Source organism: Empedobacter sp. UBA5924 (genome assembly GCF_002431085.1).
Lineage (GTDB): Bacteria > Bacteroidota > Bacteroidia > Flavobacteriales > Weeksellaceae > Empedobacter > Empedobacter falsenii_B.
Map to the genome: position 1 here is coordinate 1 of NZ_DJDM01000007.1, position 25,146 is coordinate 25,146.

The following is a 25,146-nucleotide window of genomic DNA, read 5'->3' on the forward strand; positions in this document are numbered from 1 at the left end:
ACACTTTAAGAGACAGTCCTTATTAAAATTATAAATACATAAAAAAATCTCTTCAATAATATTGAAGAGATTTTTTTATTTAACAATATTTTTCTCCGTTTTTCTGTAATTTCAAATCGCTCACATAAGTTTTTATAAACTGTACATTGCTTCGAGGACAAATGAGTAATCCTTTCTCCGAATTAATAACCACATAATTGTCTAATCCATCAATAATAATAGCTTTGTCTTGTGTAGAATAAATAAAATTATTTTTAGCGTTGTAACCAGAAAAATGTTTGCATAATAATGTATTGTGATTTTCGTCCTGATCTTCACCTGTGTATTTATACTTTTCGTTGATTGCAGACCAAGTTCCAATATCACTCCAGCCAAAAGTTGTTGGAATGACATAAACATTATCTGCTTGTTCTAAAATTCCTTTGTTGATAGAAGTTACGTCTAACGTTGTGTAAATAGGTTTTAAAGTTTCTGTATTTTGTAAAGAACGATCAAGATCAAAATATTTTTTTAAAGTTTCTTTCATCGAAGGTAAATGTTGTTGAAAAGCTTTTACAATACTATCTACAGACCAAACAAGGATTCCTGTATTCCAAATAAATTCACCACTCGTTATAAAAGATTCAGCAAATTCTAAATCAGGTTTATCGATATAAGATTTTACTTTTTTTATAGGTGTTGTATTTTCGATGAACTGAATATAACTGTAATTAACATCTGGACGCGTTGGAGCTACTCCCAAAGTAATCAATCGATCGTTGTCAGCATCCTCGAAAGCAAGATTTACTTTTTCTACAAATTCATCTTCATCAAAAATAAAATGATCTGAAGGAGAAATAATCAATTTTGCATTTGGATTAAATTGTTGGATTGTCATTGCGGCCAATAAATTACAAGCTGCGGTATTCATGACTCTTGGTTCGATGATAAAATTTTTATCCTCAAAATCTGGTAATTGTTCTTTTACAATCTCTTTATAATCTTGAATAGTTACAATGAAAATATTTTCTTGCGGAACGACTTTTTTAAGGCGATTATACGTTAATTGAATAAAAGTTTTTCCTATTCCTAATAAATCATGAAATTGTTTTGGTTTTTTAATTGTACTCAAAGGCCATAATCTCACTCCTGTACCACTGGCAAGGATAACAGCGTAGTTATCTTTATTATTCATGATTGTCTTTTAAAGTTTATTTACAGTTGCAGTTGCGTTTATCAAATATTTTTTCTTGGTTTTCAACTCTAAACAAAGATACCTTAATTTTCTTTTAGATTCTTTTTTAAAGATTCTTTTTCCTATCGAAAATATTGTACCATCCTCCAAATCTTCAAGATAAATTTGAGCAGGATTTTTATCATCTATAATATATTTTGAGATATTAATATCTGCTCCTAAACTCGCTTTCGGATGTTTGGCATGATGAAGAATATACGGTTGCAATTCTTCGGGATAAATGTGAAGAGATTCTAATAATAAATGCCCAAAAATGGTTTTCCATTCTTTTCCATGCGGATTTATTTTACGCGAATCAAACTGAACAAAAGTTTTGAGATGCGCCACTTCATGTGTAAAAACAAAAAAGAAAGCATACTGATTTAAGTCGCCATTCACTGTAATTTGATGACGATTATTTTCGACCAATTTGCGATAATCTCCCAACTTAGTTTCACGTCTTCTTGTAATTTTTAACGTTATAAAATGATTTTCTAACCACTTTTTTACATACAAGTCTGCATTATGAGGGAGATAAGAAGTTAAATGTTCTAAATTCACATTGTGCAAGATAAATAAAAAGCCTTTCCAATAAAAATATTAATTTTGTCGTAATGAAACTAATCGAAAATTTAGGGTCATACTTTATGCTTATGGGTAAAGTATTTAGCAAACCTCAAAAATTGAGCGTTTTCTGGAAATTGACCGTTAGAGAAATATATGATTTAGGTGTCAACTCTTTAGGGATTGTAACCTTTATCTCAACATTTATGGGTGCAGTTGTAGCAATACAAATGGCGCAAAACTTTCAGGGAGCTTCTATTCCTGTTCCAGATGCCTACATTGGTTATGCAACCAAAGTGGTTTTGGTATTAGAGTTTGCTCCAACCATTATGTCGCTAATTTTAGTTGGTAAAGTAGGTTCGTATATCGCTTCGAGTATCGGAACCATGCGTGTTACCGAACAAATTGATGCGTTAGATGTTATGGGAATCAATTCTGCAAACTTCTTGATTTTACCAAAAATTATCGCCTGTGTATTTTTCAATCCTTTATTGGTTATGATTTCTATTGGATTTGGATTATTAGGAGGTTACTACATTGGTGTTTTTACAAAACTATGGTCAGCGGCCGATTTTATTACAGGTTTACAAATGAATATGGCAACAAAATTGTTTGTCTATACATTCCTTAAAACAATGGTATTCGCGTTTGTTATCGCAACAATTCCGGCATATTATGGTTATAAAGTAAAAGGAGGTTCGTTAGAAGTTGGTCGTTCTGCAACAACAGCTGTTGTATGGACATCAGTAGCAATTATTGTGATCAATTTAATATTAACACAAACAATTTTGAGCTAATGATTGAAGTAAAAGATATCAGAAAATCATTTGATGCAGTAGAAGTACTGAAAGGTTTTTCTGTCACTTTCGAGAAAGGAAAAGTTAGTTTAATTATTGGTCAAAGTGGTTCTGGAAAAACAGTTTTCTTGAAAAATTTGATTGGATTATTAACACCAACTTCAGGTCAAATTTTGTACGAAGGAGATAATATGATCGAGTTTGATTACAAAGAAAAACAACGTTTACGTTCAGAAATTGGAGTAGTTTTCCAAGGTTCGGCTTTGTATGATACGATGAATATTGTTGAAAATGTAAAATTTCCATTGCAAATGTTTTCGGATATGTCAAATGCTGATGCCGAAAAACGTGCACGTGAAGTGTTAGATCGTGTAGAAATAGCTCGTACAGCGCTAAAAAAATATCCGTCAGAAATATCTGGAGGAATGCAAAAACGTGTGGCAATTGCGCGTGCGATTGTAAATAATCCAAAATATTTGTTTGCTGATGAGCCAAACTCTGGTCTTGATCCGAAAACGGCTTTAGTTATCGACCAATTAATTTATGATATCACAAAAGAATATAACACAACAACCGTTGTAAATACACATGATATGAACTCAGTAATGGAAATTGGAGATCATATTGTTTTCTTAAAAAATGGTTTCTTGGAATGGGAAGGGACAAAAGAGGAGATTTTGGTGGCTGATAATCCAAATGTTATTGATTTTGTATATTCGTCAAATCTTTTCAAGAAATTAAGAGAAGCCTTATTAAAAGAGCAACAATAAATCAATAAAAATAAAAATTCTATGAAAAAATTAATTTTAACTGCAATTGTAGGTTTAGCTGCAAATTTTGCTACAGCACAAAATATCGATTTTGGTATCAAAGGTGGAGCTGTTTTCAATACAGATAAAGGAAAAGTTTGGCAAGATGCTGGAAATATTTTCAAGAGAGATGGAAAAGCTTCTGCTGGATTTCAAGCGGGTGCTTTAGCGCGCGTTTCTTTAGCAGGAATTTACATTCAGCCAGAGTTATTGTATACGCAATTCAAAAATGAATATGATGTTGATGGACAAAATCTTGATGTAACTAAAAAACGTTTAGATATTCCTGTAAATGTTGGAAAAAGATTTTTAGGAATCGGACACGTTCAAGCTGGTCCAGTTTTCTCTTACTATTTTGATGATAAATTATCTGTAAAAGATTTTACAACTGCAAAACAAGACGAATTCAATGTCGGAATGCAAATTGGTGCAGGTGTAGAAGTTTCTAAATTATTATTCGATTTACGTTACGAATTCGGTTTAGGAAAAGTTGGATCTGACATTTTGAACGGATCAAATGGACAATATAGAACAGAAAATCGTCCGCAAATGTTAAACTTATCAGTAGCATATTTATTCTAAAAGGTTGTTTGTAAATAAATTTATTGGATATATTTGTTCCAAATTGTATTTTTGCAACCTCGTAAATTATTAAAATGGCAAAAAATAATAAAAAAGAAGAATTCGCTACAGAGCAATTCGTAGAAAAATTAGATAGAACAGCTTTCAACGTAGAGTTTTTTGTTGAAAAATATGCTAAAGCAATTGGTATTGGTTTAGGAGTAATTATTGTAGCTGTTTTAGGTTATTTTGCTTACTTAAAACTAGTCGTAGAACCTAAATCGGATGATGCTTTCAAAGAAATGGTTCAAGCAGAACGTCTTTTTGATCAAGATTCTATTAACGTTGCTCTTAATGGTAGCGCAGGAAGTTTCCAAGGTTTACAACAAATTGTTGATGAATATGGAAATACTGATGCTGGTAATTTAGCACGTTTCAAAGCGGCAAGTTCTTATTATAAATTAGGAGATTACGCATCTGCTGTAAAATTATTAGAAGATTTTGATACAGATGACAATGTGATGTTAGCGCAAAAATATGGTATGTTAGGAAACGCATTAGTTGCTTCTAACAAATTAGAAGAAGGTTTACCTTACTATGTAAAAGCTGCTGAAGCGACAGAAGTTGAAACTTTACAATCAACTTACTACACAAAAGCAGGTGAAATTGCAATGGAATTAGGTAAAAATGCTGATGCTTTAAAATATTTTCAAGCTTTAGAGGATAAATATCCAAATGCAAATAATGGTGAAACTGCGAAGTTTATTGAGCGTTTAAAATACGCTTCTGAAACTGCAAAATAATTCACTTCAAAAGATAATTACAAGCCGAACAATTTGTTCGGCTTTTTTTATTGATTCAAATCAAAGTTTATCCTAAATCATTTTTGTAATTTTACCATTCAAATTTTAAACAAAATGGCAACAGAAAATAAAAATTTATCTCAATATAATAAAGCAGAATTACCAAATGTAGCGGGCTCTAAGTTTGCAATCATTACATCTGAATGGAATAATCATATCACATTTAATTTACGAGATGGAGCAAAAGATACATTGATTGATTTGGGCGCAAATCCTGATGATGTTACATTATATGAAGTTCCTGGTAGTTTTGAGTTGATTTATGGAGCTGATAAAGTCGCGCAAGTTCATCCAGATTTGGACGGAATTATCGTTGTTGGATGTGTGATTCGTGGAGCAACAGCGCATTTCGATTATGTTTGTCAAGGTGTAACGCAAGGTGTAAAAGATTTGAATATCAAACACAATATGCCAATTATTTTTTGTGTTTTAACAGACGAAAATGAACAACAATCAATTGATCGTTCCGGAGGAAAACATGGAAATAAAGGAGTGGAAGCTGGTGTAGCTGCGGTTATGATGGCGGATATGAAAAAGAAATTAGGTAAATAATTTCACTATAAAAGATTCAAAATTTTATCGATGCCAATAGCAGAAGATTTTAAATCAATTTATACGAAAAATTGGGAAATTTATTTTTCTCAATGTGATCCGACAGGTAAAATGAAATTGTCTGAAATGGCAAATCTTTTTCAATTAACGGCTTCAGAACACGCAATAAAAGGAGGCTTAGGTTTCTTTGATTTGCAAGAATTTAATCAATCTTGGGTAATGAATCGACTTCGAATAGAAATTGATCAATTACCTTCTTGGACAGATTTTGTAGATGTAAAAACGTGGATTGAAGTGCTGAAAGGAGCAAAATCTATTCGTGATTTTACGATTGAGAAAAATGGAAAAAAATTAATTGGCGCTTCAAGTTTGTGGGCGGTTTTCAATACAGAAAAACGTCGTCCGGATATTCTTCAACTTGATTCATCTCACATTGAACGATTTCCTAATCTAAAACCAACAGAAATCGAGAATTCGATTTTGAACATTGATTTTGAACCAACAGAAGTTATTCAGTATAAAGTTCAATTCTCTGATTTGGATATCGTAAAACATGCAAATAATACCAAATATTTGGACTGGTGCTTGAATACTATTGATCCTGAAATAATATTCAAACATCGTATCAAAGCGATTGATATGAATTTCTTGAAAGAATTAAGTTTACATGACAAAATAGAAATTCAGAAATTAGAAACTAAGAATTTAATTCAGTTTAAAGTTGTTAATCAAGAAAAAGTAAACTTCGTTTGTCGATTGGAGTTGAGGTAAAATACTTTGTATAATGCGATGTAGAAATGAGTTCAACATGACTTATGGATAATAAGTCAGAATGCAACGTAAGTGGAATGAAGAATCTCAGATTCCTCCTTTCGTCGGAATGACATTTACTTTATCAGAGTTTTGAAAACAATTATTCTGAGTTTATCAAAGAATCTAAAATTATTACAATAAAAAAAGGTTTCATATCGAAACCTTTTTTTATCTATTTTTCTTTTGTCAAAACAAATTTAGCAGAATCGGCCGATTCTATTTTCTTCTGATTTTTATTTAACTGAGTAATTTTTCCCTCTTCAACCAAAAAAGCATTCGGAACATTGGCAATTTCAGGAAAAACAATTGTATTTCCATCTTCTTTAAACTGAAAAGTTCCAGTTGTCATAATTGCCATTTTATCTAACCCCAGACGTTTTGTAGAATAGACATATCCTTTGTTTGGTAATAATTTTATTTCCATTTCAACCTCTTTGCAATCTTTCTCATAACAAGGCAAAATTCCTTTGTAAGCTCCTTCGTATTGAATAGATTCTTCGGCAGTTTTTGCTTCAACTTTTACTGAATCTTCTACATTTTCTACATCATTTTTTACAGGTTCTGTTTCGCTTTTACAACTTGACACAACAAAAGCTGCGATTGTAAATGTGGCTAAAATTATTTTTTTCATTTTTTAGAATTTGATTTAAAGGTAAGTAAATTTTGAGCCAAAAAAAATCCTTCCGAATATTTTCAGAAGGATTTGTATAATGTTTTGTAATCTTATTCGATTAGAAAATTTCTTTCGCAGCAAAGTGGAAAGCAGCTTCAATAGCAGCATTTTCGTCAGAATCAGAACCGTGAACAGCGTTAGCATCGATAGATTCAGCATATTTAGCACGGATTGTACCTTCTGCAGCCTCAGCTGGGTTAGTAGCACCGATTAAAGTACGGAAATCAGCAACTGCGTTGTCTTTTTCTAAAACTGCAGCAACGATTGGTCCAGAAGTCATGAATTCTACTAAATCCTTGAAGAAAGGACGCTCTGCGTGGATAGCGTAAAATGCTTCAGCATCTTGTTTTGCTAATTGAGTCATTTTAGCCGCTTTGATTTTGAAACCAGCGTCAGTAATGTCTTTTAAAATATCTCCGATGTGTCCTTTTGCAACTGCATCAGGCTTAATCATTGTGAATGTAATGTTTGCCATTTTATTGAATTGTATTTATTACTTAATTTTTGAGGTGCAAAATTACAAAAATGATTCGAATGTTTATGTTTTATGATTAAAATTTCTTGTTTTAATAAAATGTGTTAATTGTTATTTATTTACAATTGTTTCAATTCGATAATATTTCTTATTTTTAAGATAAATCTAAAGTTATGAACACAAATAATCTTTCCACATTTCATCATAAAACGAAACTCAAAAAGGTTGGTGATAAATATTTTCTGCCTTTCGAAATTTGGAATTATTTGGACTTAGGTTGGATGCTTTTACTTATTTTGTTTTTTGCTTATGCATCAAGTGAAATCAATATTATTTTTATTTCATTGATTGTAATTTTTGGAATTCGAATAATAACGACAATTAATGACAGATTTTTTGTAGAAATTAAAACATCAAAATCGTTAAGTGAAAATATTAATTTAATCAAAGAGTTAGCGCAGCGTCAACATAATTTTACGCAATCGTTGGATGAACAAGGTTTGTTTCTTTTTGAATATTCAGAACGAAATATTTTTTATAAATACAATTACCGAAGAAGAGATTATATCGAAACAGTTGTGATTTATTGTGAAGACAATTCGATTTGGGTGAACTCTTTTAATCAACGTTATTTCGGAATTTTTAGACGATATAATCTAAAACAATGGATAAAATTGATCCAATTAAAAAGCGAGAATTAATCTCGCTTTTTAATTTTAATATCTTTCGATTAAATCGTTTCCTATTTCGTTGATAGAATCATCAGTTTCTTTTGGGTTTGGTCCCCATTGATTAGAACCTGGTTGACTATCCATAATAAAAAATATTAATAAAATAAGATTTCCTCCAGGTATAAAAGTTAATAAATAGAACCATCCACTTTTTCCTGTGTCATGCAATCTTCTACTTATTAAAGCTAATCTTGGTATAAGAGTTATAAAAAAAAATAAAACTATTATTCCTCCAATAGTATATGAAACTATGTCTGATATATTTATAAATTTAAATAAACAAATGAAAGATATTATAAAAAATATAGTATTAATTAAAGTTGTATACCAAAATTCGCTTCTGCGGGCTCTTCCCGAGAAATTGGCGTAATTGTCAAACATTACTCGTTTGTATATTTCAATCATAGATTAAGTTGTTAAATTATGTTAAAAATATTAAAATAAATTTTATTACGTAACTCTTAATCTGCTTTTAAACGTTTAGTTTTGAACATTTCTGGCTTATAATTAATAATAAAAACACCAAGAATAATTAGAATAGTAGCGACGATAAACTTTGATGAAATCTGCTCGTCAAGAACTAACCAACCCAAAATAATTGCAATAATCGTATTGAAATAAGAAAGAATAGAAACTTGTATAGGGGAAATTTTGGTCAATGCATAATGAAAAGAGAAAAACGTAATCACAGAACCAAAAACAGCTAAATAAAGCATGGCAGAAATACTTTTTGTACTCCAATTCTCGAAATTATAATTTTTAGTAAAAGCGAATGCAAAAATAATTTGAACAATTCCAGCAAATATAAATTGGTAAAAAAGATTGAGAGAAATATTTTTAGATTGAATATTCATTTTCTTGGTGAAAATAGTTCCTGTTGCCCAACCTGTAATCGCACAAAAAAGTAAAATAATTCCGGTTCTATATTCTGGATTTGCTAATTCTTTAATTCCATCCCAAAAAATAAATATTACGCCGCAAAAACAAAGTAAAACACCTAATAATCCGCGGTAACTAAATTTTTGTAAACCAATAAAAATACTTCCTGAAAAGACTAAAATAGGAGAGGTTGCGCTGATTAATGCAGCTAAACTACTCGATAAATTTTCTTCGGCAACAGTAGTTAATCCATTTGCAGCGATTAACATCAAACTTGAAAATATAAGTTGATAAGACAAATTTTTCCAGCCAATCTATTTTAATTCCTTTTTAGATAGTAAAATAATTAGCATAATTAGTCCTGCCAAAAATTGACGAATTTCAACAACAAACCAACCAGGAATAGTTTCTACAGCTATACGAATTCCGAGGAAAGTTGTTCCCCAAACAATTGCAACTATACTAACGGCAATCAATAATTTGATCTCTTTCAAGATAAAAAAGTTAAAAGTGTTAATTCTAAAATAGAATTATAAAAATAAAAAAAAAGCGACTTGATAAACCAAGTCGCTTTTAAAGTATTATAATAGAGATTTATTATTTAACAAAATCCTCTGCTTGTTTTAGTGCAGCATCTAATCCAGAAACCTCTTTACCACCTGCTGTAGCTAAGAAAGCTTGTCCACCTCCGCCGCCATTGATGTGCTTCGCGATTTCTTTTACAATTTGTCCTGCGTTATAACCTTTTTCATCTACAAGGTTTTTTGCGATAGAAATTGTAATCGATGGTTTTACGGCATCATTCGTACCAACAACGATAAATGCATTTTCGATTTCTTTTGTTAAATCAATTGCATTTTGTTTTGCGGCATTTGTATCTAAATTCGTTTTAACCGCTAAGAAATTAACACCATTAATCTCTTTAATCGCAGCTTTCCAAGTCGCTTTCTCAGCAGCAGCTTGTTGCGCAACAAAAGACTCTAATTGCTTTTTCAATTCTGCATTTTCATCTAATAAATGTTGAACCGCTTTTACCGCATCATTTTTCGTTTTAAGTGCAGCTAAAACATCATTGTAATTTTTCTCAGCATCTTTGTATGCTTCGATTGCTTTGTTTGATGTAATTGCTTCGATACGACGAATACCAGCAGCAGTAGAAGATTCAGATAAAATTCTGAACAAACGAATATCTGCTGTGTTTTTTACGTGCGTACCACCACATAATTCGATTGAAGATCCGAAACGAATGACACGAACTTTATCACCATATTTTTCACCAAATAGAGCCATAGCTCCATCAGCAATAGCTTCGTTGATATCACAATCTCTTTTTTCGATTAATGGTAAAGCTTCTGCAATTTTATCGTTTACTTTTTGCTCAACAATAGCCAATTCTTCATCTGTCATTTTAGAGAAATGAGAAAAGTCAAAACGTAAATAATCGTCTCCAACATACGAACCTTTTTGTTCTACGTGCGTTCCTAAAACTTCGCGTAAAGCTTCGTGCATTAAGTGTGTTGCAGAGTGATTTTTAGTTGTCTCATTACGTTTTTCTGTGTCAACTTTCGCATTGAATGTAGCGTTTACATTTTCTGGTAAAGTTTCAACGAAATGAATTACTAAGTTATTTTCTTTTTTCGTGTCAACAACTTCAATTGTTTCATTCAAAGTAGAAATTGATCCTGTATCACCAATTTGTCCTCCAGATTCTGCATAGAATGGCGTTTGATTGAATACTAATTGGAAAAATTCTCCTTTTTTATTTTTTACTTTTCTGTAACGTGTAATTTTTACTTCAGCTTCTGTGTTATCATAAGCGATAGAGGTTTCGTTTCCTTTATCATCTAAAATAACCCAGTCATCCGTTAATAAAGCAGTTGCTTTTTTCGAACGTTCTTTTTGTTTCGCCATTTCAGCTTCAAAACCAGCTTCGTCAATTGTGAAACCGTGATCTTCTGCTACAATACGAGATAAATCTGCAGGGAAACCAAACGTGTCATATAATTCGAAAATCACATCACCAGGAACAATTTTAGAATCTCCTAATTGCTCAATGATTTGATTTAATCGATTTAATCCTTGTTCAATTGTACGTAAGAAAGATGCTTCTTCTTCACGAATAACGCCAGTTACAATTGTTTCTTGTTTTACTAATTCTGGGAAGAAATCGCCCATTTCAGCTTTCAAGATTGGATATAATTTATAGATAAAAGGCTCTTTAAGACCTAAGAAACGATATCCGTAAGAAATAGCACGACGTAAAATACGACGAATTACATATCCAGCTCCTGTGTTTGATGGTAATTGTCCGTCTGCAATTGCAAAAGAAACTGCACGTAAATGGTCAACTACAACACGAATCGCGATATCTGTTTTTTCTGCTGCGCCATATTTTACACCAGAAATTTCTTCTAATTTTTGAATTGTTGGTTGAAAAACATCTGTATCATAATTTGATGATTTTCCTTGTAAAACCATTGCTAAACGCTCAAATCCCATTCCTGTATCGATGTGTCGCGCTGGTAAAGATTCTAAAGAACCATCAGCTTTACGTTGGTATTGCATAAATACCAAGTTCCAAATTTCGATAACTTGTGGATGATCCATATTAACCAATGTTTTACCATCAACAGCTAAACGATCAGCTTCTGGACGAATATCAACATGAATTTCAGAACATGGTCCACATGGTCCGATATCACCCATTTCCCAGAAATTATCTTTTTTATTTCCGTAAAGAATTCTGTCTTCAGCAATATGTTGTTTCCAAAGTTCTAATGCTTCTTCATCTAATGATGTTCCGTCACCTTTATCACCTTCAAAAACTGTTACATAAATTTGATCTTTAGAGATTCCGTATTTTTCTGTTAGTAATTCCCACGCCCAAGCGATTGCTTCTTTTTTGAAATAATCACCAAAAGACCAGTTTCCTAACATTTCGAACATCGTGTGGTGGTAAGTATCTTTTCCTACATCATCCAAATCATTATGTTTACCAGAAACACGAAGACATTTTTGTGTATCCGCGATACGATTACTTTTTGGAGTTCCGTTTCCTAAAAAATATTCTTTGAATTGTGCCATCCCCGAATTATTGAACATTAATGTCGGATCGTCTTTCAAAACAATCGGCGCAGAGTCTACTATTAAGTGGCCTTTTGTCTCAAAAAAATGCAGAAATTCTTTTCTTATATCTTTGGATTTCATTTAATTAAATTATTTTTATCATTTGATTAACAAGTTTACTCGTACAATATTCGTTACTTTGCAAACGTTTTACAAAGATAATAAAAGGTTGGTTAAGTAATGGAAAATAAAAACTATAAGTATAATTCTGTGAAATTTTTAATGAGTTGGGCGAAGAAAAGAGTCCAAAAAACTCCTAAAACAGCATTATACGTATTACTATTTTTATGTCTATCGACAATATCTGCTGGAATGATTGGTTATCATTTTAATGATTCTGAATACGCATCGAGAGCAGGGAAATTCAAAGACGACAAAAGCAAATTATTGGCTGAGTTGGAAAGAATGGAAAATGAAAATCAGCAATTACATAAAAAATTCAAAGAAGTTGAAGAGGCTTTGACAGAAATCGAAGAAAAAGATCGCAATATTTATCGTACAATTTATGATATGCGTGTCAATGAAAATATCGATTCTGTAAACAAAGAAATTGATAATTATACAGCAGAAGATATCGAAAAATTGATTGATAAAATCGAAATTGAATCAAAATCGTTGGACGAAGTATTTCGTTCTGCTGGTGTAAAAGATGCCAATTTATCATCAATGCCAGTTCTAAAACCTGTTGCAGATAAATATGTAAGTAGATTAGCTTCTGGTTATGGATCTCGTTTTCACCCAATTTTGAAAGTGAATAAAATGCACAAAGGTTTAGATTTTGCAGCTTCTACAGGAACACCAATTTATGCAACTGGAGATGGTTCTGTAAAAGTTTCTGAATTTAATTCGGGTTACGGAAATATGGTGGTCTTGAAACACGGAAATGGTTACGAAAGTTTGTATGCTCACATGTCTCGTGCGAAAGTTCGTAGTGGACAAAAAGTGAAAAGAGGCGATGTAATTGGTTATGTTGGGACGACTGGATTGTCGACAGGAGCGCATTTGCATTACGAAATTCACAAGAATGGAGAACCTGTAGATCCAATTATGTATTTCTACAATGATGTAGATCCAGACGATTTCATTAAAATTTATCAAAACTCTAAAAAATTGTCATTATCTTTGGATTAAACGCTGATAATGAACGTAGACCTGCCTGATAAACTATATTACTCGATTGGCGAAGTCGCCAAAGCCTTTGATGTAAATGCATCGTTGATTCGATTTTGGGAGAAAGAATTTGAAATTATTCAACCCAAAAAGAACAAAAAAGGAAATCGATTATTTACCAAAAATGATATTGATTGTTTCAAGAATATCTATTATTTGGTAAAAATAAAAGGCTATACGTTAGAAGGTGCAAAACAAGCGATTGGTAAAAAAGGAATTGCGACAACAACAGATGAAATAGATGTTGTGAAGCGATTAGAAAATATAAAAGATGAACTCATCAAACTTAAAATGAGTTTTGAGTCGGAAGAAATTTTAGAAAAAGATGAACTGAATTAAGTTCATCTTTTTTGGTTATAAAACTTTTGTTTCAATAAATTTAAAGCCAATTGCAAGTATAAAACTTATAATGATTAGAATCCAGTTTGGTTTTAGTTTAGTTTTTAATTCAAATAGTTTCGAAAAAATTTCAATCACTCTTTCTTTGTCAATAATTAAGATAACAAAGACTAAAACTTGATAAAAAATAGAAGAATTTAGCGCAACAATTTCATAGAAATAATCTTGTAGAATAATATTGATTAAAATTGTAGTTAATAACAAGCATGCAAAAATTCTTGTCCTTCTAAAAAGTAATGTGATTGCACCAATCACTTCAAAAATTCCGATGATTATTGGATACCCTTTGGTAAAACTATAAAAATTCCACATCAATCGATGACCTTCAGAAAGATGATTATTAATGCTGTTATCCATATTTGTGAATTGAGTAGGTTTTACAATTCCATACACAAACATTGATATTGAAACCGTAAATATTGCTGACCAATAAAGTATATAGATTAGTTTTTGTTTCATTTATTTTTTAAAATTATTTAGAATAATCATTACAATTTTTATAATTAATACAATAATAGTGATTGGAAGTAAGAAGAGTAAAATGGAGTATAAACTCCAAAAATCATTTAAAATTTTAAAATATTGTAAAAAAAATAAGCTAATCAAGTAAAGCCAGAATAAAAAAACTAAAATGAGAAGGTTATTTATTTTGAATATTTTTCGTTCAACGAAATAAAAAGTCAAAATAATCAAAAGTGGTATTGCAATAGTATAAACGTAAAACATATTTTAGGTTAATAGTTGGTTATAAGCTACGATGAACTCTTCCAATTGTTGTAAAGTTACTTTATCAATAATTTTTCCTTCCGAATTTACTTTTCCTTTAACACCTTGAATGAGTAAAGTTGTTTCATTATTGAAGTTTGTCATCAACGTTTTCATTATCAATTGCAATTCTTCATGTCCTTTTTCTCCATTTGCAGACGCAGTGATAATTCCTAAAGGTTTTCCATCAAAAATAGTTGTAGAAACGCACCATTCTAATACATTTTTTAATCCACTCGGAATACTAAAAATATATTCGGGCGTACAAATAATTATTCCATCAGCTTTTTCTATTTCAGTTCTAAAACCAAGTATTTCTTGCGGCGTATTTTCGATAGAACGTTCTGGATCAAAATGAGGAAGAGTTTTTAATTCATCAAAAACAGTACATTTGAAATATTGAGATGTAGAAGAAATAAAATTTTCTATGATTTTTTGATTAGATGAATTTTCGCTTGTGCTTCCATTAATGATGAAAATATTTTTCATTTTCGTTGATTTGAACATCTAAAATAGATAATTATTCTTAACTTATCTTAAGAAAATCTTCTGCTAAGATTTCGTAAATTTACAGATTCAAACGAAAACTCAATGTACTTAATATACGATACAGAGACAACTGGTCTTCCGAAAGATTGGAATGCGCCGATTTCTGACTCCGACAACTGGCCGCGTTGTATACAAATCGCTTGGCAATTGCACGATGAAATGGGGCAAATTATTGAACATCAAGATTATTTGGTGCGTCCAGATGGTTTTGATATTCCGTATGATTCTGAACGTATTCACGGAATTTCAACTGATTTAGCAACCGAAAAAGGTGTTCCATTAAAAGAAGTTTTAGATAAATTCAACGAAGCTTTAGGTAAAGCTAAATTTATTGTTGGACAAAATTTAGGTTTCGATATTAACATTATGGGAGCCGAATTTTATCGTCTGAATTATGAAAATAATTTAGCCGAAAAACCTGTTTTGGATACCTGTACCGAGGTGACTGCTGAGTTATTGAAACTTCCTGGAGGTCGTGGAGGTCGTTACAAATTACCAACGTTAACGGAATTGCATCAATATCTTTTTGGTGTTCCGTTTGGCGAAGCGCATAACGCAACTGCCGATGTGGAGGCAACTACGCGTTGTTTTTTCGAGTTGATTCGTAAAGGTATTTTTACAAAAAACGAGTTAGAAGTTGAAGATGAATATTTTGTTCGATTTAATGCAATTAATGAAACAAATATTCAGCCAGTTGGACTAAATCACGTAAATCTTAAAAAAGCTTCACAAGAAATTGCGAAAATTAAAGCCAAAGAAGATGGAGGAGATGAGGTTATTGATATTTCGGAAGAAGTTTTAGCACAATTCGAGAAAGCAAAATTTGCACATTTACATAATCACACACAATTTTCAATTCTTCAATCGACTATTTCTGTAAACGATTTGGTGAGTGCTGCGGCAAAAAATAAAATGACTGCAGTTGCAATTACCGATCATGGAAATATGATGGGAGCTTTTCATTTTAATGCAGAAGTACAAAATCATAATAAAGCTGCAAAAGTAAAGAATGAAGAGTTAATTGCTGACGGAGCAGAACCAACGGAAGTTATCTTAAAACCTATTATTGGTTCCGAATTCTTTGTTTGTGAAAATCATTTAGACAAAACAAAAAAGGATAATGGCTATCAAATTGTAATTTTTGCAAAGAACAAAAATGGTTATCATCATTTAGCAAAAATGGCATCGAAGGCTTATACTGATGGGTTTTACTACGTGCCTCGAATTGATAAAGCGATTATTGAAGAATATAAAGAAGATTTAATTGTTTTGTCTGGAAACTTACAAGGTGAAGTTCCAAACAAAATTTTGAATCTTGGTGAAAAGCAAGCCGAAGAAGCTTTACTTTGGTGGAAAGAGCAGTTTGGTGATGATTTTTACATCGAATTGATGCGCCACGGACAAGAAGATGAAGATCGTGTTAATCAGACTTTGCTTGCGTTTGCGCGTAAACACAATGTAAAAGTTGTTGCGACAAATAATACGTATTATATCAATCAAGACGATTCGAATGCACACGATATTTTGTTGTGTGTGCGCGATGCAGAAAAACAATCAACGCCAATTGGTCGTGGTCGTGGATTCCGTTTTGGTTTGCCAAATCAAGAATATTATTTTAAGTCGGAAGCAGAAATGAAACAATTGTTTCAAGACATTCCCGAAGCAATTATTAATATTCAAGAAATTGTTGATAAAATAGAAGAATACACGCTTTATCGAGATGTATTACTTCCAAAATTTGATATTCCCGAAGAATTTCATCACGCAGAAGATGATGAAGATGGAGGGAAAAGAGGTGAGAATGCTTATTTAAAACATTTAACCTACGAAGGTGCAAAAATTCGTTATCCAGAATTGACAGACGAAATTAAAGAACGTTTGGATTTCGAATTAGCCACAATTGAAAAAACAGGTTATCCTGGTTATTTCTTGATTGTACAAGATTTTATTGCTGCGGCGCGTAAAATGGGCGTATCGGTTGGTCCAGGTCGTGGTTCGGCGGCAGGATCAGCAGTTGCTTATTGTTTATGGATTACCAATTTAGATCCAATTCAGTACGATTTACTTTTTGAGCGATTCCTAAATCCTGATCGTGTATCTATGCCCGATATCGATATCGACTTTGATGACGAAGGTCGATCGTTGGTAATGGATTATGTGATTGATAAATATGGAGCAAATCAAGTAGCGCAAATCATCACTTATGGTACAATGGCGGCGAAATCTTCGATTAAAGATACGGCGCGTGTATTGGATTTACCATTGTTTGATGCGAACCGTGTTGCAGGTTTGATTCCGAATATGAAGTTATCTAAAATCTTCAATTTAGATGAAGCTGCATTAAAAGGAGCCTTAAAACCAGAAGAGTTTGATGCTGTAAGCGAATTAAAACGTTTATCGAATGGAGACGATTTAGCTGCGGAAACTATTCAGCAAGCAAAAATCTTAGAAGGTTCTGTTCGTAACACGGGAATTCACGCGTGTGGGGTAATTATTACGCCAGATGATATTACGAATTTCGTACCTGTAACAACAGCTAAAGATTCAGATTTATATGTAACGCAGTTTGATAACTCGGTTGCAGAAAGTGCCGGATTATTGAAGATGGACTTTTTGGGGTTGAAAACCTTAACCTTGATTAAAGATACCATCAAATTAGTAAAAGCGAGAACAGGAATCGAAATCAATCCGGATGAAATTCCGATTGACGACGAAAAAACATATGAGCTTTTCCAGCGTGGAGAAACGGTTGGGGTTTTCCAATACGAGTCACCCGGAATGCAAAAATACATGAAGGATTTACGTCCGACAGTTTTCGCGGATTTAATTGCCATGAATGCCCTTTATCGTCCTGGGCCTATCGAATATATTCCGTCGTTTGTTCGCCGTAAAAATGGTGAAGAACCAATTCAGTACGATTTGGATGCGATGGAAGAATATTTATCAGAAACCTACGGAATTACGGTTTATCAGGAGCAAGTAATGTTGCTTTCGCAAAAATTAGCAGGTTTCTCGAAAGGTGATGCCGACGTTTTGCGTAAAGCAATGGGGAAAAAGCAAAAAGCTGTCTTGGATAAAATGAAACCAAAATTTGTTGCGCAAGCTTCAGAAAAAGGGCATGATCCTAAGATTTTAGAAAAAGTTTGGACAGACTGGGAAGCCTTTGCATCCTATGCCTTCAATAAATCGCACTCGACGTGTTATGCATGGGTAGCGTATCAAACAGCTTATCTGAAAGCACATTATCCAGCAGAATATATGGCGGCTGTTCTTTCAAATAATATGAATGATATCAAGCAAGTGACCTTCTTTATGGAAGAGTGTAAGCGAATGGGATTGGCGGTTCTTGGTCCAGATATCAATGAATCGATTACGAAGTTTAACGTAAACGAAAATTATGAAATTCGTTTTGGAATGGGAGCTGTAAAAGGTGTTGGGCAAGCCGCAGTAAACTCGATAATTTCTGAACGTGAAGCAAATGGTCCGTTCAAAGATATATACGACTTTGTTAAACGTGTCGAATTGCGAACAGTGAACAAAAAAACAATCGAAAACTTAGTTTTAGCTGGAGGTTTTGATTCGTTTGAATTTCATCGTGGACGTTATTTTTTTATCGATAATACAACGACGAATCTGGAAAAATTAATCAAATATGGAGGAAATTATCAGGAGCAAAAAAACTCTTCTCAAACTTCTTTATTTGGTGATTTCGGAGGAGATTCTGTTGTAGAAGATGTGGTTCCGATGTTGCCAGATTGTGAGAAATGGAATATGTTACAACGTTTGTCGAAGGAGAAAGAAGTTGTTGGAATTTATATTTCTTCGCATCCTTTGGATGATTTCAAACATGAGTTGAAAATGGCTTCAAATTGTAGTATTTCTGATATCAATGCGAATGAAGATAATTTTGTCAACAAAGAAGTTTCGATTTGTGGAATGATGTCAAATATTCAACATAGAATTGCCAAAAATGGAAACGAATTTGGTATTTTTACGTTTAGCGATTATACAGATTCGATGGATATCATGGTTTTTGGGAGCGATTATATGAAGTATAGACACTTTATGCAAGAAAATATGTTCTTGAATTTGAAATTGAATATCTCGAAAAAAGAATTCAAAGACAAAGAAGGAAATGTAACACAAGGTCGTGTGTATAAAAACATCACAAATATTTTGTTGTTGAATGAAATTGTGGAAAAGCAAGCCGAAAAAATGACGGTGAAGATTGAAGTTCCAGAATTTTCGGAAGAAACATTTAGCAAATTATCAGATATTATGTTCAAATATCAAGGAGATAAATTATTAAAAATTCAATTAATTGATCCAAAAGATTATTTGAACAATTTGGATTTACCAGCAAGTAAAATCAAAATTAACATTTGTCGAGATTTGTTGAAAGAATTAGATGAATTGCAGGAAATTACATTCAAACTGAATTAATTATTCGTTTCATCTATTCAATAATTGATAGATAATATGAACGAAATTTTTCAAGAATAAAATTTTATGTAGATTTGTAAACTTAAGATTAGATAAAAAAATATAAGATTATGGCATTAGAAGTAACAGACGCATCATTTGCATCAGATATTATAGAGTCAGGAAAACCAGCAATGGTTGATTTTTGGGCTGTTTGGTGTGGTCCTTGTAGAATGGTTGGTCCAGTTGTGGAAGAGCTTGCTACAGAATATCAAGGAAAAGCAGTTATTGGTAAAGTTGATGTAGACACAAACCAAGAAGTTGCTGCGAAATATGGAATCCGCAACATTCCTACAATTTTATTCTTCAAAGACGGAGAAGTAGTAGACAAAGTTGTAGGAGTTGTTCCAAAAGAGCAATTAGTAGAAAAATTAAACGCGATTTTATAATAAATTAAATCGCTGATTTTGAAATAAAAGAATCTCGGATGCAAAATTTCCGAGATTTTTTTTGAAAAAAGTTTAGGTTTTATCAGAAAACCGCCTATATTTGCAATCCGAAATCGATACAGATTTTGATCCGGTAGTTCAGTTGGTTAGAATACTTGCCTGTCACGCAAGTGGTCGCGGGTTCGAGTCCCGTCCGGATCGCAAAAAGTTCGTTCTTTTACACAATATATTTTTTATAATTTCTGATCCGGTAGTTCAGTTGGTTAGAATACTTGCCTGTCACGCAAGTGGTCGCGGGTTCGAGTCCCGTCCGGATCGCAATTTTTTATAAAAATTCATAAAAAATATATCAATTTATAATTTTCTGATCCGGTAGTTCAGTTGGTTAGAATACTTGCCTGTCACGCAAGTGGTCGCGGGTTCGAGTCCCGTCCGGATCGCATCTATTTCTTTTTCTATTTTAGTGCGATCGAAAATTATAAATAAAAAAAACAGACTGATCCGGTAGTTCAGTTGGTTAGAATACTTGCCTGTCACGCAAGTGGTCGCGGGTTCGAGTCCCGTCCGGATCGCCAACTTTTATAAGCTTCACTTATTGTGAAGCTTTTTTTTGCTCCAAACTTTCCTAAATTCTACTTTTGCATAACGCATAACGCATAACAATGAATTATATTTATTTGGTGAACGCCTTGGTTACAGATGAAATAGGTAGAATGTTAGCTGTCCGAAAAAAGAAATCGAAATTTTTTCAGATGGTTGGAGGAAAACGAGAGCAAGATGAAGAATTATTAACAACGCTTCGACGCGAATTTTTAGAAGAGATTAATGTTGATATTCTACAGAACGATGTTTCATTTTTAGGACAACATACTTCTATTGCCGTTAACGAAGCGAATACTGAAGTTCATGCAAATGTGTTTCATGTTAAATTAAAATCATTAGAAACGCTTAAAATCGCTTCTGAGATAGAAGAAATGGTGTGGATAACGAAAGAAAATTACAAAGAATTTCAATTGGCTCATTTATTAGAAGAATTCAGTTTACCAATTTGGTTAGAAATGGAATTTTAAGCAAATATTTTTGAAACACACTAATGCGATTGTATTGCATTAATTAAAAAATAATCTATCTTTATTTAAAAAATAAATGATGGAGATAATTATAAAAACAATATTGGTTGGCGTTGGAGCAACAATTGTGATGGATATTTGGGCTTTTATTTTGAAATTATTCAATATTAAATCTTTGGACTATAGATTTGTAGGCCGTTGGATTGGACATTTTGCAAATGGAAAGTTTACGCATGATAAAATATTTGATTCAAAACCAATTCAAAATGAAGTTTTTATCGGTTGGTTGGCGCATTACTTAATCGGAATTACATTTTCTATTTTATTAGTCGTGATTTTTGGGGTAGAATGGTTAAATCATCCTACAATTTTTCCTGCTTTATTTGTAGGATTATTTACAATTGTCGCACCTTTTTTTATTATGCAACCAGCATTTGGGCTTGGAATTGCATCTTCAAAACTTCCGTCGCCAAATGTAATGCGTTTTCGCAGTTTACTCACACATCTTATTTTTGGTTTTGGCTTATATATTTCTGCATTAACTCTTTCTCTATTCTAAATATTTTTCAAAAAAGTTTGTAACGTTTTTACTTTTTTCCTACTTACTAGTAAACACTAAAATAATTAAACGATGAAATCTATTTGGGAAACAACAGTTGAAAATAATGTTATCAGAATCGAGAATAATTGGTTTTCTGGCGAAAAACTTTTTGTAAATGACAAATTACAAGATTATCAAATTAACTATTTTTCTGCACCAATTTTAACGGGGCATTTAAAAAATTCTAAAGATGAAAAGTTAAAGATCAAAGTAAATATTTTGCAAGAATTTTTCGGAGTCAATTGTATTTTATTTATCGACGATGAACAAGTTGCGTTGAAAAAAATAAAGTAACGATTTTGGAAGCTAAACAAACTCTTTTTTTAGAATTAATCGATCAACACAAAGGGATTTTACACAAAATCGCTAAGATGTATATGGATAATTCTGAAGATCAAAATGATTTGATACAAGAGATTGTTTTGCAACTATGGAAATCTTTTGATCGATTCGAAGGTAAATCTCAATTTTCAACTTGGATGTATCGCGTTTCGTTGAACACGGCGTTAACTTATTTTAGAAAAGAAAAGAAAAAAGCAGATCGTCATACTTTTTTAGAAAATATTGATCAAGTAGATGAGATGAATTCTGGTGAAAAAGAAACACAACTCGAATTGTTTTATAAAGCAGTTCATGAATTGAATAAAGTAGAAAAAGCATTGATTTTTCTGTTTTTGGAAGGACAGAATCACAAGGAAATTAGTATGAACTTGGGAATTTCGGAAGGAAACGCACGTGTGAAATTGAACAGAACGAAAGAAAAAATACAAATCATCATAAAAAAATACGGTTATGAATTTTGATGAATTACAAAAACAATGGGACAATCAATCTTCAGATGAAGTGAAAATTGATCCAAATCTTGAGCTTAATCAAGAAGCAAATATCATTATTGATAAAGTAAGAAAAACATTGAAACAAGAGTTTTATTTTCAATTATTAGGATTATTGTTTTTATATACTTTTCCTTTCTTATTTGATGCAAATACGCCAACAATTTGGTGGACATTGTTGTGTGTTTCGTTGACTTTTTTGGTGCCGTTTATTTATGTTTTCAAGTTTTATAAACGATCATATCATCTGGAATATAATTCGCTAAAGAACATCAATTGGTTTTATTATAATTACAAATCTGCGATTGATATTTACAGTATTTACTCGTACTTGATTTCTATTTTAGTGTTGATGATTATTGGGATTTCGTATATCCAGCATCCTAACTCGTTGCAATTTGAATACAAATTTCAGTTTTATCTTTATATTTTTCTTACACTATTTTTTTATGTATTAATTTGCGTTTTATTATTAAAATGGTGGATTTCTACTTATTATAAAAAGAATCTGGTAGAATTAGAAAATATATTGCATCAATTAGAAGAGTAACCAAAAGTTACTCTTCTTTTGTTAATGTAATGCGTTAAACTTTAACATGTCATTGTGTAACCTTTGTGAATTTTGAACATCTATATTTTATAAAATTGATAAATGATTTAAAAACCAAATAGATGACAAAAATTTACTTTCTTTTTTTATGTTTTATAACGTTTGCAAATGCACAAGATTATAAAAAAGATACGATAGAATGACATGAAACGATTTTGTATGATAAAAGCAAATTTCGATTGAAACGTGTTGGTTCGGATACCAAGACGAAATCAATTTTAATCGGATTAACGGCTGATATTAATTTTAGTAAAGATTCACTTCCTAAGTTTACCAAAGAATTTGCAATTCCAATAAATGCGCCTAAAAAAGAATTCACTTTTCAACGTATTAATTTCAATTTTAGTAATAGTTTGAAATTAGATTCTATTCTTTTGAAAGTTGATTTAACGGCAATGAATAATGGGAAACCAGCTCAATCAATTTTAGAAAAACCTTTTGAAGTTGTTGTAAAAAAAGAATATCAACAGAATGATGTCTTTTCGATGGATTTACGTGATTTGAATATTAAATATCAAGATGATTTTTTCATCAAAGTAGAATTATTAACAGAAGTTGAAAAGCCAATTTATTTTAGTGGAGCTTTGCTGGCTAAATGTTTATATAAAACGACTGATTCTGATGTGTGGATGAAAACACCATTAGGAATTACGCCTGCAATCAATGCTGATATTTTGATAAAAAATAAAAAAGAAGCGACATTTAATTTAAGAAAAATATTCCTAAAAAATATACAACAAAGGAAGAGCTAAATAAATTGAATAATGAACTTGAATCAATTTCTGGCGTAGAAAATGACTAACAAAAAAGCCCTCGCTTGTTCAGGGCGAGGGCATATAGTTAAGTGCTTTTTTCTTTTTTCAAATAAAAATTTTGAATTAAAATTAATTAATATCTATAATATTCTGGTTTAAATGGTCCTTCAACCGTTACACCAATGTATTCTGCTTGTTCTTGAGATAAAACTTCTAATTCTACTCCTAATTTAGCTAAATGCAATTCTGCAACTTTTTCATCTAAATGCTTAGGTAAAGTATATACTTCGTTTTTGTAAGCTGATGAATTTGTCCACAATTCGATTTGAGCTAAAGTTTGGTTAGAGAAAGAGTTTGACATCACAAAAGAAGGGTGTCCTGTTGCACAACCTAAGTTTACTAAACGTCCTTCAGCCAAAATGATGATGTCATTTCCGTTGATGTTGTATTTGTCAACTTGTGGTTTAATTTCTTCTTTCGTGTTTCCGTAATTTCCGTTTAACCAAGCCATATCGATTTCGTTATCGAAGTGACCAATGTTACACACAACTACTTTGTCTTTCATTTTCTCGAAATGCTCTGCACGTACAATTCCAAAGTTACCAGTAGTCGTAATTACGATATCAGCGTTTGCAACCACTGTATCTAATTTTTTTACTTCGTAACCTTCCATAGATGCTTGTAAAGCACAAATAGGGTCGATTTCTGTTACTGTAACAATTGCTCCAGCACCACGGAAAGAAGCCGCTGTACCTTTACCAACATCACCAAATCCACAAACTACAACACGTTTACCAGCGATCATCAAGTCAGTAGCACGTTTGATAGCATCTACTGCAGATTCGCGACATCCGTATTTGTTGTCGAATTTAGATTTTGTTACAGAATCATTTACGTTAATTGCAGGCATAGGCAATGTACCTTTCTCCATTCTTTCGTAAAGACGGTGTACACCCGTAGTTGTTTCTTCTGATAATCCTTTGATCTCAGCAACCAATTCTGGGTAACGATCAATCACCATATTCGTTAAGTCTCCACCATCATCCAAAATCATGTTTAATGGTTTGCGATCTTCTCCGAAGAATAATGTTTGCTCGATACACCAATCGAATTCCTCTTCGTTCATCCCTTTCCAAGCATACACAGGAATCCCAGCAGCAGCAATTGCAGCAGCAGCGTGATCTTGTGTAGAGAAAATATTACATGACGACCATGTAACATCAGCTCCTAAAGCAACCAACGTTTCGATTAATACTGCAGTTTGGATTGTCATGTGTAGACAACCTGCAATGCGAGCACCTTTCAAAGGTTGAGCAGCTTTGTACTCTTCACGGATAGCCATCAACCCAGGCATTTCTGCCTCAGCCAACGTAATTTCCTTTCTTCCCCACTCAGCTAAAGAAATATCTTTAACTTTGTATGGAATGTATTGCGTTTTTGTATCCATCAATTGATATATTTAACTAA

General features: G+C 32.1%; 26 protein-coding genes, 4 tRNA genes and 1 pseudogene. 21 read left to right on the forward strand and 10 right to left on the reverse strand.

Going from position 1 to position 25,146, the window contains the following annotated elements; all coding sequences use genetic code 11:
• Positions 1–79: 79 nt before the first annotated feature.
• Entirely contained in the window at positions 80–1,174 is a 1,095-nt protein-coding gene (locus tag B3792_RS01355; protein WP_180905770.1) for a mannose-1-phosphate guanylyltransferase, read from the reverse strand.
• Between the two features lie 9 nt (positions 1,175–1,183).
• The gene (locus tag B3792_RS01360; protein ID WP_180905771.1) at positions 1,184–1,774 is read right to left on the reverse strand and encodes a SprT-like domain-containing protein; all 591 of its coding nucleotides are present in this window, start codon (positions 1,772–1,774) and stop codon (positions 1,184–1,186) included.
• Positions 1,775–1,827: 53 nt separating this feature from the next.
• Between B3792_RS01360 and B3792_RS01365 the strand changes: the two genes are divergently transcribed.
• From B3792_RS01365 to B3792_RS01390, 6 genes are all read left to right on the forward strand, one after another.
• The gene (locus tag B3792_RS01365; protein WP_171622564.1) at positions 1,828–2,574 is read left to right on the forward strand and encodes an MlaE family ABC transporter permease; all 747 of its coding nucleotides are present in this window, start codon (positions 1,828–1,830) and stop codon (positions 2,572–2,574) included.
• Complete coding sequence (locus B3792_RS01370) at positions 2,574–3,344, forward strand: ABC transporter ATP-binding protein (RefSeq protein WP_280045469.1); 771 nt, start codon at positions 2,574–2,576, stop codon at positions 3,342–3,344. The genes B3792_RS01365 and B3792_RS01370 overlap by 1 nt, the downstream gene beginning before the upstream one ends.
• A gap of 21 nt (positions 3,345–3,365) precedes the next feature.
• The gene (locus B3792_RS01375) at positions 3,366–3,965 is read left to right on the forward strand and encodes a porin family protein (RefSeq protein ID WP_286479239.1); all 600 of its coding nucleotides are present in this window, start codon (positions 3,366–3,368) and stop codon (positions 3,963–3,965) included.
• Between the two features lie 74 nt (positions 3,966–4,039).
• The gene (locus B3792_RS01380; protein ID WP_221856203.1) at positions 4,040–4,747 is read left to right on the forward strand and encodes a tetratricopeptide repeat protein; all 708 of its coding nucleotides are present in this window, start codon (positions 4,040–4,042) and stop codon (positions 4,745–4,747) included.
• A 114-nt stretch (positions 4,748–4,861) separates the two neighbouring features.
• Positions 4,862–5,359, forward strand: coding sequence for a 6,7-dimethyl-8-ribityllumazine synthase (gene ribH, locus B3792_RS01385; protein WP_291068657.1), 498 nt, complete (start codon positions 4,862–4,864; stop codon positions 5,357–5,359).
• 30 nt (positions 5,360–5,389) lie between these two features.
• Positions 5,390–6,130 carry an acyl-[acyl-carrier-protein] thioesterase gene (locus B3792_RS01390; protein ID WP_291068658.1) on the forward strand — a complete coding sequence of 247 codons (741 nt, stop codon included), beginning with the start codon at positions 5,390–5,392 and terminating at the stop codon, positions 6,128–6,130.
• Positions 6,131–6,344: 214 nt separating this feature from the next.
• Here the strand turns inward: B3792_RS01390 and B3792_RS01395 are convergent, their stop codons facing one another.
• Together B3792_RS01395 and B3792_RS01400 are read right to left on the reverse strand one after the other, a co-directional pair.
• Positions 6,345–6,803 carry a copper resistance protein NlpE N-terminal domain-containing protein gene (locus tag B3792_RS01395; protein ID WP_180905775.1) on the reverse strand — a complete coding sequence of 153 codons (459 nt, stop codon included), beginning with the start codon at positions 6,801–6,803 and terminating at the stop codon, positions 6,345–6,347.
• Positions 6,804–6,903: 100 nt separating this feature from the next.
• Complete coding sequence (locus tag B3792_RS01400; protein WP_038330990.1) at positions 6,904–7,320, reverse strand: nucleoside-diphosphate kinase; 417 nt, start codon at positions 7,318–7,320, stop codon at positions 6,904–6,906.
• A gap of 173 nt (positions 7,321–7,493) precedes the next feature.
• Here B3792_RS01400 and B3792_RS01405 point away from each other — a divergent pair, with 173 nt between their 5' ends.
• A complete protein-coding gene (locus B3792_RS01405) occupies positions 7,494–8,021 on the forward strand; it encodes a hypothetical protein (RefSeq protein ID WP_291068660.1) in 528 nt (175 codons plus the stop codon).
• A gap of 15 nt (positions 8,022–8,036) precedes the next feature.
• On the opposite strand, the gene B3792_RS01410 is transcribed toward B3792_RS01405, so the two are convergent.
• The 3 genes and pseudogenes from B3792_RS01410 to alaS all read right to left on the reverse strand — a co-directional run bounded on the left by B3792_RS01410 (position 8,037) and on the right by alaS (position 12,137).
• Positions 8,037–8,456, reverse strand: a complete 420-nt coding sequence (locus tag B3792_RS01410) for a DUF805 domain-containing protein (protein ID WP_180905777.1) — start codon at positions 8,454–8,456, stop codon at positions 8,037–8,039.
• A gap of 56 nt (positions 8,457–8,512) precedes the next feature.
• A pseudogene (locus B3792_RS01415) lies at positions 8,513–9,424 on the reverse strand (DMT family transporter).
• A gap of 103 nt (positions 9,425–9,527) precedes the next feature.
• Positions 9,528–12,137 carry an alanine--tRNA ligase gene (gene alaS / locus B3792_RS01420; protein WP_291047676.1) on the reverse strand — a complete coding sequence of 870 codons (2,610 nt, stop codon included), beginning with the start codon at positions 12,135–12,137 and terminating at the stop codon, positions 9,528–9,530.
• 99 nt (positions 12,138–12,236) lie between these two features.
• On the opposite strand from alaS, the gene B3792_RS01425 reads away from it, so the two are divergent.
• Both B3792_RS01425 and B3792_RS01430 read left to right on the forward strand, forming a co-directional pair.
• Positions 12,237–13,187, forward strand: coding sequence for a M23 family metallopeptidase (locus B3792_RS01425; protein WP_038330999.1), 951 nt, complete (start codon positions 12,237–12,239; stop codon positions 13,185–13,187).
• 9 nt (positions 13,188–13,196) lie between these two features.
• Entirely contained in the window at positions 13,197–13,565 is a 369-nt protein-coding gene (locus tag B3792_RS01430) for a MerR family transcriptional regulator (protein WP_038331000.1), read from the forward strand.
• A gap of 15 nt (positions 13,566–13,580) precedes the next feature.
• Here the strand turns inward: B3792_RS01430 and B3792_RS01435 are convergent, their stop codons facing one another.
• Both B3792_RS01435 and B3792_RS01440 read right to left on the reverse strand, forming a co-directional pair.
• Positions 13,581–14,084 (reverse strand): hypothetical protein, encoded by a 504-nt coding sequence (locus B3792_RS01435; protein ID WP_038331001.1) that lies wholly within the window; start codon positions 14,082–14,084, stop codon positions 13,581–13,583.
• A 270-nt stretch (positions 14,085–14,354) separates the two neighbouring features.
• Positions 14,355–14,879, reverse strand: a complete 525-nt coding sequence (locus B3792_RS01440) for an NADPH-dependent FMN reductase (RefSeq protein WP_115001941.1) — start codon at positions 14,877–14,879, stop codon at positions 14,355–14,357.
• Positions 14,880–14,981: 102 nt separating this feature from the next.
• Between B3792_RS01440 and dnaE the strand changes: the two genes are divergently transcribed.
• The 12 genes from dnaE (at position 14,982) to B3792_RS01500 (ending at position 23,676) form a co-directional block, all read left to right on the forward strand.
• Positions 14,982–19,382, forward strand: a complete 4,401-nt coding sequence (gene dnaE, locus B3792_RS01445) for a DNA polymerase III subunit alpha (RefSeq protein ID WP_291068662.1) — start codon at positions 14,982–14,984, stop codon at positions 19,380–19,382.
• A gap of 110 nt (positions 19,383–19,492) precedes the next feature.
• On the forward strand, positions 19,493–19,810 hold the full coding sequence (gene trxA, locus B3792_RS01450) for a thioredoxin (protein ID WP_038331009.1): 318 nt from the start codon (positions 19,493–19,495) through the stop codon (positions 19,808–19,810).
• Between the two features lie 127 nt (positions 19,811–19,937).
• Positions 19,938–20,011 (forward strand) — tRNA-Asp (locus B3792_RS01455).
• 43 nt (positions 20,012–20,054) lie between these two features.
• Positions 20,055–20,128, forward strand: a tRNA-Asp gene (locus B3792_RS01460).
• Positions 20,129–20,176: 48 nt separating this feature from the next.
• Positions 20,177–20,250 (forward strand) — tRNA-Asp (locus B3792_RS01465).
• Between the two features lie 58 nt (positions 20,251–20,308).
• Positions 20,309–20,385: transfer RNA gene (locus tag B3792_RS01470), tRNA-Asp, on the forward strand.
• Positions 20,386–20,472: 87 nt separating this feature from the next.
• A complete protein-coding gene (locus B3792_RS01475) occupies positions 20,473–20,880 on the forward strand; it encodes an NUDIX hydrolase (protein ID WP_180905780.1) in 408 nt (135 codons plus the stop codon).
• A gap of 79 nt (positions 20,881–20,959) precedes the next feature.
• A complete protein-coding gene (locus tag B3792_RS01480; RefSeq protein ID WP_180905781.1) occupies positions 20,960–21,439 on the forward strand; it encodes a DUF2938 domain-containing protein in 480 nt (159 codons plus the stop codon).
• A 72-nt stretch (positions 21,440–21,511) separates the two neighbouring features.
• Positions 21,512–21,775: a hypothetical protein gene (locus B3792_RS01485; RefSeq protein ID WP_180905782.1), complete on the forward strand. Its 264-nt coding sequence runs from the start codon at positions 21,512–21,514 to the stop codon at positions 21,773–21,775.
• Positions 21,776–21,852: 77 nt separating this feature from the next.
• The gene (locus B3792_RS01490) at positions 21,853–22,284 is read left to right on the forward strand and encodes an RNA polymerase sigma factor (RefSeq protein WP_244958052.1); all 432 of its coding nucleotides are present in this window, start codon (positions 21,853–21,855) and stop codon (positions 22,282–22,284) included.
• On the forward strand, positions 22,274–22,864 hold the full coding sequence (locus B3792_RS01495; protein WP_291068666.1) for a hypothetical protein: 591 nt from the start codon (positions 22,274–22,276) through the stop codon (positions 22,862–22,864). Before B3792_RS01490 ends, B3792_RS01495 begins: the two co-directional genes overlap by 11 nt.
• A 239-nt stretch (positions 22,865–23,103) precedes the next feature.
• Positions 23,104–23,676: a hypothetical protein gene (locus B3792_RS01500; protein WP_280049877.1), complete on the forward strand. Its 573-nt coding sequence runs from the start codon at positions 23,104–23,106 to the stop codon at positions 23,674–23,676.
• 136 nt (positions 23,677–23,812) lie between these two features.
• On the opposite strand, the gene ahcY is transcribed toward B3792_RS01500, so the two are convergent.
• Positions 23,813–25,126: an adenosylhomocysteinase gene (gene ahcY, locus B3792_RS01505; protein ID WP_038331025.1), complete on the reverse strand. Its 1,314-nt coding sequence runs from the start codon at positions 25,124–25,126 to the stop codon at positions 23,813–23,815.
• Positions 25,127–25,146: the final 20 nt, after the last annotated feature.

Excerpts from the sequence above, each read along its gene's own strand:
- B3792_RS01355 (WP_180905770.1), bottom strand. The coding sequence starts at position 1,174 with ATGAATAATAAAGATAACTACGCTGTTATCCTTGCCAGTGGTACAGGA.
- B3792_RS01365 (WP_171622564.1), top strand. The coding sequence starts at position 1,828 with ATGAAACTAATCGAAAATTTAGGGTCATACTTTATGCTTATGGGTAAA.
- B3792_RS01370 (WP_280045469.1), top strand. The coding sequence starts at position 2,574 with ATGATTGAAGTAAAAGATATCAGAAAATCATTTGATGCAGTAGAAGTA.
- B3792_RS01375 (WP_286479239.1), top strand. The coding sequence starts at position 3,366 with ATGAAAAAATTAATTTTAACTGCAATTGTAGGTTTAGCTGCAAATTTT.
- B3792_RS01380 (WP_221856203.1), top strand. The coding sequence starts at position 4,040 with ATGGCAAAAAATAATAAAAAAGAAGAATTCGCTACAGAGCAATTCGTA.
- ribH (WP_291068657.1), top strand. The coding sequence starts at position 4,862 with ATGGCAACAGAAAATAAAAATTTATCTCAATATAATAAAGCAGAATTA.
- B3792_RS01390 (WP_291068658.1), top strand. The coding sequence starts at position 5,390 with ATGCCAATAGCAGAAGATTTTAAATCAATTTATACGAAAAATTGGGAA.
- B3792_RS01395 (WP_180905775.1), bottom strand. The coding sequence starts at position 6,803 with ATGAAAAAAATAATTTTAGCCACATTTACAATCGCAGCTTTTGTTGTG.
- B3792_RS01400 (WP_038330990.1), bottom strand. The coding sequence starts at position 7,320 with ATGGCAAACATTACATTCACAATGATTAAGCCTGATGCAGTTGCAAAA.
- B3792_RS01405 (WP_291068660.1), top strand. The coding sequence starts at position 7,494 with ATGAACACAAATAATCTTTCCACATTTCATCATAAAACGAAACTCAAA.
- B3792_RS01410 (WP_180905777.1), bottom strand. The coding sequence starts at position 8,456 with ATGATTGAAATATACAAACGAGTAATGTTTGACAATTACGCCAATTTC.
- alaS (WP_291047676.1), bottom strand. The coding sequence starts at position 12,137 with ATGAAATCCAAAGATATAAGAAAAGAATTTCTGCATTTTTTTGAGACA.
- B3792_RS01425 (WP_038330999.1), top strand. The coding sequence starts at position 12,237 with ATGGAAAATAAAAACTATAAGTATAATTCTGTGAAATTTTTAATGAGT.
- B3792_RS01430 (WP_038331000.1), top strand. The coding sequence starts at position 13,197 with ATGAACGTAGACCTGCCTGATAAACTATATTACTCGATTGGCGAAGTC.
- B3792_RS01435 (WP_038331001.1), bottom strand. The coding sequence starts at position 14,084 with ATGAAACAAAAACTAATCTATATACTTTATTGGTCAGCAATATTTACG.
- B3792_RS01440 (WP_115001941.1), bottom strand. The coding sequence starts at position 14,879 with ATGAAAAATATTTTCATCATTAATGGAAGCACAAGCGAAAATTCATCT.
- dnaE (WP_291068662.1), top strand. The coding sequence starts at position 14,982 with ATGTACTTAATATACGATACAGAGACAACTGGTCTTCCGAAAGATTGG.
- trxA (WP_038331009.1), top strand. The coding sequence starts at position 19,493 with ATGGCATTAGAAGTAACAGACGCATCATTTGCATCAGATATTATAGAG.
- B3792_RS01475 (WP_180905780.1), top strand. The coding sequence starts at position 20,473 with ATGAATTATATTTATTTGGTGAACGCCTTGGTTACAGATGAAATAGGT.
- B3792_RS01480 (WP_180905781.1), top strand. The coding sequence starts at position 20,960 with ATGGAGATAATTATAAAAACAATATTGGTTGGCGTTGGAGCAACAATT.
- B3792_RS01485 (WP_180905782.1), top strand. The coding sequence starts at position 21,512 with ATGAAATCTATTTGGGAAACAACAGTTGAAAATAATGTTATCAGAATC.
- B3792_RS01490 (WP_244958052.1), top strand. The coding sequence starts at position 21,853 with ATGTATATGGATAATTCTGAAGATCAAAATGATTTGATACAAGAGATT.
- B3792_RS01495 (WP_291068666.1), top strand. The coding sequence starts at position 22,274 with ATGAATTTTGATGAATTACAAAAACAATGGGACAATCAATCTTCAGAT.
- ahcY (WP_038331025.1), bottom strand. The coding sequence starts at position 25,126 with ATGGATACAAAAACGCAATACATTCCATACAAAGTTAAAGATATTTCT.